The 6,237-nt window shown below is 61.6% G+C and carries 5 protein-coding genes; 2 read left to right on the forward strand and 3 right to left on the reverse strand.

Translation table 11 applies throughout. From position 1 onward, the window contains the following. The coding region (locus tag ACWKY3_RS08540) for a BRO-N domain-containing protein (protein WP_449315998.1) at positions 1-1,037 on the forward strand (1,037 nt) is incomplete at its 5' end. Between the two features lie 134 nt (positions 1,038-1,171). On the opposite strand, the gene ACWKY3_RS08545 is transcribed toward ACWKY3_RS08540, so the two are convergent. The 3 genes from ACWKY3_RS08545 to ACWKY3_RS08555 all read right to left on the reverse strand — a co-directional run bounded on the left by ACWKY3_RS08545 (position 1,172) and on the right by ACWKY3_RS08555 (position 4,900). Then, complete coding sequence (locus tag ACWKY3_RS08545; protein ID WP_449315999.1) at positions 1,172-2,455, reverse strand: MFS transporter; 1,284 nt, start codon at positions 2,453-2,455, stop codon at positions 1,172-1,174. Positions 2,456-2,533: 78 nt separating this feature from the next. Beyond that, on the reverse strand, positions 2,534-3,586 hold the full coding sequence (locus ACWKY3_RS08550; protein WP_449316000.1) for an ornithine carbamoyltransferase: 1,053 nt from the start codon (positions 3,584-3,586) through the stop codon (positions 2,534-2,536). Between the two features lie 66 nt (positions 3,587-3,652). After that, positions 3,653-4,900, reverse strand: a complete 1,248-nt coding sequence (locus tag ACWKY3_RS08555) for an agmatine deiminase family protein (protein ID WP_449316001.1) — start codon at positions 4,898-4,900, stop codon at positions 3,653-3,655. Positions 4,901-5,155: 255 nt separating this feature from the next. On the opposite strand from ACWKY3_RS08555, the gene ACWKY3_RS08560 reads away from it, so the two are divergent. Next, on the forward strand, positions 5,156-6,130 hold the full coding sequence (locus ACWKY3_RS08560; protein WP_449316002.1) for a response regulator transcription factor: 975 nt from the start codon (positions 5,156-5,158) through the stop codon (positions 6,128-6,130). Positions 6,131-6,237 lie beyond the last annotated feature (107 nt).

A 6,237-nucleotide genomic window follows, 5' to 3' on the forward strand; every position in this document is an offset into this window, starting at 1 on the left:
ATGTTTGGTATAATCTCCCCAAAAGGAACGAAGGGTTGGGAAGCCCAAAAGGACGAATGGCGCCTTCTCCTGCTTTCCGCCGCGTGCTCTTCGCGCACGCGCCCAACGCATCGTTGGCCAACAACCGAAAGCAAAGGAGGGGCGAAGCCATGCCCAAAACAGAAGGAACCGACAAGCTGCATCTGTTCGAAGGACATGAGATTCGATCGGTCTGGGTTGAGGACGAGGAGGAGTGGTATTTCTCCATCGTCGATGTGATAGCGGTTCTGACAGAGAGCAAGAACCCTCAAACGTATTGGCGAGTGCTCAAGAAAAGGCTGATCGAAGAGGGGAATCAAACCGTTACAAATTGTAACGGTTTGAAGATGAGGGCCGCTGACGGCAAGATGCGCCTCACCGACGCCGGAACGACCGAGCAAATCCTGCGCCTCATCCAGTCGGTCCCCTCCCCCAAAGCCGAGCCGTTCAAGCTCTGGCTCGCCCAAGTGGGCAAGGAGCGCATCGAGGAAGTGTTCGACCCCGAGCTTGCCATCGAGCGCGCCATAGAATACTACCGACGCAAAGGATACACCGAAGACTGGATCAGCCAACGGCTCTTCTCTATCAAGGTGCGCAAGACCCTCACGCACGAATGGAGGGAGCGCGGCGTCAAGAGCAACCCCGAATACGCCATCCTCACAAACGACATCTACCAGGCGTGGTCGGATATGACGGCGCGCGAGTACAAAACCCACAAGGGCCTTTCCAAAGAGAGCCTGCGCGACAATATGAGCGATTTGGAGCTTGCGCTCTCCACGCTGGCTGAAGCCACAACTGCGGAACTGGAACGCGCGACCGACCCAGAAAACCTCTCCGAGCACCGTGACGTGGCGAAATCGGGTGGAGAAGTGGCCGGCGTCGCCCGCAAGGTCGCAGAGAGGAAACTCGGCCGCCCGATTATCACCTCCCAAACAGCTCCGGACTTCGGCCGCCTTCTTGCCGAGGTCATCGAAACACAGGCTCTTGAAGAATCCGCAGAGCAAGAAGGCCGCCCGTGATGCCTGTCGGTGTGCGAACGCTTCTCGGCCAGCCGCTCGCACGTCCCCAAACGCCGGTGTCCCGCGCCTGCGAAGCAGAGCGGGACACCGAAGGAGACTGGCTCTCAAACGCTGCGGGAAAGGAGCGCGCAGGGTTAGCGCGGGTCCGTCGCGCCCTCTTCGGCGGAGGCGTCCGCCGCCGCAGATTCGCGGGCGAGCTTCTTCCCGCTGATGCCCGCGCCAATGACCGCGAGCATGATGACCACGATGGTGACGATGCAGAACATGAACACCACCTCAAACGAGCCGGTGCTCTCGTACAGGGAGGCGATGATGAAGCCGCCCACGGAGCCGGCAGCGAAGCCGAAGATAGTGATGTAGGCGAAGATCTTGCCGTAGTCCTTTGTGCCGAACACCGTCGAGGCCACGCTGGCTATACCCACGCCCAGCAGCACGTAGAGCGTGTCGCCCAAGCCGGCGCCCAGGTAGGCCATGATCTCGTTGCCGGCGCTCACCAAAAGGATGAGCATGGAGAGAATGCCCACGCACGACCAGGCCACGAAAGCCTTGATGGCACCGAACTTGTCGATGGTCCAACCGACGATGGGGTTCAAGGCGATATCGAACATGAGCGCAACGGAGATCATGAACGCCCCGACGGTGGGAGCGAAGCTCACGCTTTCCGCGTACATGGGGAAGTAAGCGTTGATGACGGACACGATCTGCGTGAGCGCCAGCGCCAGAGCCACCAGCGCGAACGCGGCCGAGCGCACGGCCCGTTTCGCCGGAACGCCGGATTCCGCCACCGCCTCGCCCGCCGCAGCCGCCTCGCTGCCGTAGGGCTTCAGGCCCTTCTTCTCAGGGCTGTAAGACACCAGGAGCAAAGCGGCGGGAACGGCCAGGACAGCGCCCACGATGGCGAACACGAGCAGGCTTGCGCGCCAATCCATCATCTCCATGAGCGACACGGTCACCGGACTCATGATGGCCGACACCACGCTGGCCAACGCCCAGGCAAGGCCGATGGCCAAGCCCGTCTTCTTGGCGAACCAGTTGGTGAGCACCGTGGAGATGAACACGATGCTCGTGAACGCCATGCCCACGCCGATCAAAAACCCGCCGATCCACCACCAAGTCACGCTCTGACTAAACGACAGGGCGGCCACCACCAGCGATTGCAAGGCCGCGAAGCCCGCGATGCCGAGAGGCGGTATCTTCGGCAACCAGTTGCCCACGAACGGCAGGCCGCAGGCGATGCCGATGTACACGAGGGTGGAGTACAGGGAGATGCTGGAGTAATCCGACCCCAGCGCCTCGGAGGCCGGAACGAAGAAGTTGCCGATGACCACCGTGTAGAACGTCACCGAACCGGATATGAGCATGCCGCACCCCAAAACGGTGAGCCATGCGCGCAGATTCGATTTCTTCTCGATGTCCATGAAAAAGTCCTTTCTCAGAGCGGAGGGCGTCCGGCCCACGCAAGGAGAACGCCCTCCGCGCCCTGCGGGGAGCGGGCGTTATATCCCCATGGTCGCGGCCAGCACGGCCTTGATGGTGTGTTGGCGGTTGCCCGCTTCGCGGAAGATCTCGGCCGCGTGCTTTTCGAACAGCTCGTCGGATATCTCCATGCCCTCGGTGATGATCCTCCTGGACTCCTCGTCGGGAGCCTGGGCCAGCAGCTGCTGCCCCAGCGAATGGTCGGCGTTGTGCAGCGAGGGCAGCATGTGGAGCACCACGCAGTCGGGGTTGTTCACCACTTCCATAAGCTCGCTGGTCAGACGGTAGGGAATGAGGTCCTTGGCGTAGGACATCCAGGCATCGTAGCCGTGGTCGTCGCTGGTGGAGGAGGTGGTGTACTCCCATTCCTCGGTGGTCACGACGTCCATGCCCTCAAGCAGGTTGACGTCGTCGGAGACGACGAGCTTGTTCTCGGGCGCCCACTTGGCGAACAGCCCCTCAAGCTCCTCCACGTACTCGGGGATCATCTTGTGATCGTACAGGTCCGGGCCGATGGCGTAGCAGTCCATGCCCAAAAGCGCGCACATGCGGCCGTACCAGAGCGGGGAGATGGCGCAGGCCCCCGTGTAGGCCAGCTTCTTTCCCTTGCACGAGCCGGGGCCGCCCCACAACTCCTCCAGCGTCATGGCGTCGGCGAGCATCTGGGTGGGATGGTCCTCGGTGGTGAGCGCGTTGATCACCGGGATGTCAGCGTAATCGGCGATCTGGTACATGAACGTCTCGGACCCCTGAGAGCGCCACACGATGGCGTCGTACATCTCGTTGAACACGCGGATGGTGTCCTTGACCGTCTCCTGGACGCCCACGTGGGAGTTCGACAGGTAGGTAAATCCCAAGCCCAGGTCGTGACAGGACGTTTCAAAAGCGCAGCGAGTGCGCGTCGACCCCCATTCGAACTGCGCGATGACGTCTTTGTTGACGAAACGGCGCTGATCCACGCCGGCGCGCTTCTCCGCCTTGAGCTCATGGGCGAGGTCGAGCAGGTAGCGGAACTGCTCGGGAGTGAAGTCGCGCAGGTTGATGAAGTCTTTTCCGAGGATGGGGTTTCCCATGGTAAGGTTCCTTTCTCGAATGAATGCGGACGGGGTTCGCAGCCAGGCCCTTCGACCGGCCGAGCGTTACTTGGACCGGGGGACGTAGACGTTTTTGGTCCAGCAGTGGACGCCGCCGCCCGCCATGTTCAGGGCCAAAGAGTCGATCATGACCACCTTGCGGTCCGGGAACGCCGCCTTGAGCGCGGCCTCGGCTTGCTCGTCCTTCTCCCTGATGGCCTCGTCCATGCCCTCCTGCCAGTAGCGCTGCCCCAGCACGATGCCGTTGCACACCAGGAAATTGCAGTAGCTGGTGGCTCCGAACAGGTGCAGTTCGTCTTCGGGCCACGGCGTGCCGTCCATGAAGGCGTCGCCCACCAGCTCGTGGTAATAGTCGTAGAGGTCGTCGCCGGGACGCTGCACGTACTGGATGTGGGCCGACGCCGGAATGCGCAGGATCTTGAAGGGATTGCCCTCCACATCGGTGGCCTGCGAGACCACTTCGTAGGCGGCGTCAAGGCGCCGCTTGTTCTCGGCGGAGATGCGGTTTTCGGCCGCCTCCTCCTCGGACACCTCGGCCAGAAGGATGGTGTCCTTGGCAACGAAACGGCACATCTCGTCGGCATGTGCGGCGAAGCTGGCGCCCACTATGGGGGTGCCGTCCTCCAGATAGTCGAGGGGCGCCATGCGGAAGTCGTCGTCATCGTAGAGCGGCTGGGGGAGCCAAATGATCTTCTCCACGTTCCAGAGGCGCTTGAACTCTTCCTCCACCTGCTCCTTCGTGCACTGGGGATTGCGCTTGCGCACCTCGGTGTCCTCAATGGCCATGAGCACCCCGGCGCCGTTGAACTCGCGGTCGCCGCCTTCGGAGACCAAATCGGAGCTCACGATGTCGTAGCAGCCCAGGCCCACTGCCGCGTGCACGCCGATCTGCCGGGACAGGTCGCGCAGCCCCTCGTTTTTCTCATAGCGGCCGTAAAAGCTCCAGCTGGGATTGACCACCAAGGTGTTGCCCTCGTCATCCACCATGACGTTGGGGCCGTTGTCGCGGAAATAGAAGGAGTTGGGATCCTCCGGATACTGGGTGAAATCGATCTTCTCAACGTCAACGCCGGCGGCGGTCAGCGTCTCCCTGCACGACCGCTCAAGCCCCTCCACCAGAGGGCAGCAATTGACGTGCACCTGCACGTCGCCGTGCTCGATCAGGTTGCGCACCACCTCGGTGACGGGCTTGAGTGCGTCGAACCCTTTAATGGGCTCGCCATAGGGAAGCCATTCCACGAACACGTCCGTCTGCGGCTCGAACTCGCCCGGATACCTGAATGCGTTGGCCATGTTTCCTCCTTTGCAAGGATCGGCGTCCCTTTGCCGGACGCCCCGATGGCACGCACCTTAGGCGGCAATGGCCGGTTCGCGAAGAGGGATTCGGGTTGATTTTGCCCGAGGCGAAAATCAACCCGAATCAACCCCTAAAGCTCTTGCCCGAATCGTATCGGCGAATTTACAGTTTGAAGGGCTTGGCTGGCATCGACGGGGTTCCTCGCCGAGACGCCTATCCTTGGGTTGAAGCCGAAACAGATGGAGGCACCCTTGACCGTCGCGATGTACCTCATAGCCATCTGCCTGGTAGCGGTATGCGCCTCCTCGTCGTTCTTCTCCCTTGCCGCCTACACGGTCTCCCGCAAACGGATCTTGGCCTACCTGGGCGCCTTCTCCATCGCCTACACCATTGAGCAGGCGTTCATCCTCTACAACGAATACAGCACCCAGAACCTGCCCGCCACCGAGGAGTGGGGGGCGATGGAGGATCCCCTCTTCCACATACTGCTGGGAGCGGCCCTGTGCCAGCCCCTTTGGCTCGCCATCCTGGACTTTGCCGACGAGGGTCGGAAGCAATGGAAGCACGGCCCCATTGCAGGATTCTTCGGCGTGTCGCTGTTCTTCTTCGTGATGCCCAACATAGACGATTCCATGCGCAAATGGATACTGTACAGCCTGCGGCAGTTCTTCCTATTGGGGGCCAGCCTGTACTTCTGGCTGCAGTACCTGGGCATCGACTCCGCCGTGGAAAGGACGAGGTACCGGCGCAAGGTGCCCATCATGGCGGTCTTCACAGCGCTTGCGATCCTCATCTTCTTAGAGGACACGGTTGTGATGCTGCTGGTTCCAGAGCCCGCCTCGCACGGCAATTTCCTAACGGAGTTCCTCTACCGCAGGAACATCGCCGAAATAGCCCTGTTCGTCTGCATCATCGGCTATGCGGTCCGCAGCTCGGTGCGCGCCCTTGAGCTGAAGCGCGATCAGCCTCCCTCCCCTGCCGATTTGACGAACCCGCACCAGCGGCAGATGCAGGAGGCGCTTCCCTACTTCGCCAAACGCCACGAGCTGTCCTCTCGCGAGGAGGAGATCCTCGGCTATATGCTGGACGGCATGAGCAACCAGCAGATCGCCCAGCTTCTGCAGGTGACCGTGGGCACGGTGAAAACCCACACCTCCCACATTTTCAAGAAGGTCGGCGCGGCGAACCGCGCCGACCTCGTTCAGAAGTTCTGGTCGGAATCTTAGGGGACGCAAGCCGCGCATTCGACGGCCTCCCCGTGACAGGGGGGCGCGTGACAGGGGCGTGACAGGGGGACGGGGATATCGTCACATTCCGAGGCCCCTTGCAGCGC

The organism is Rubneribacter sp. (genome assembly GCF_965361815.1).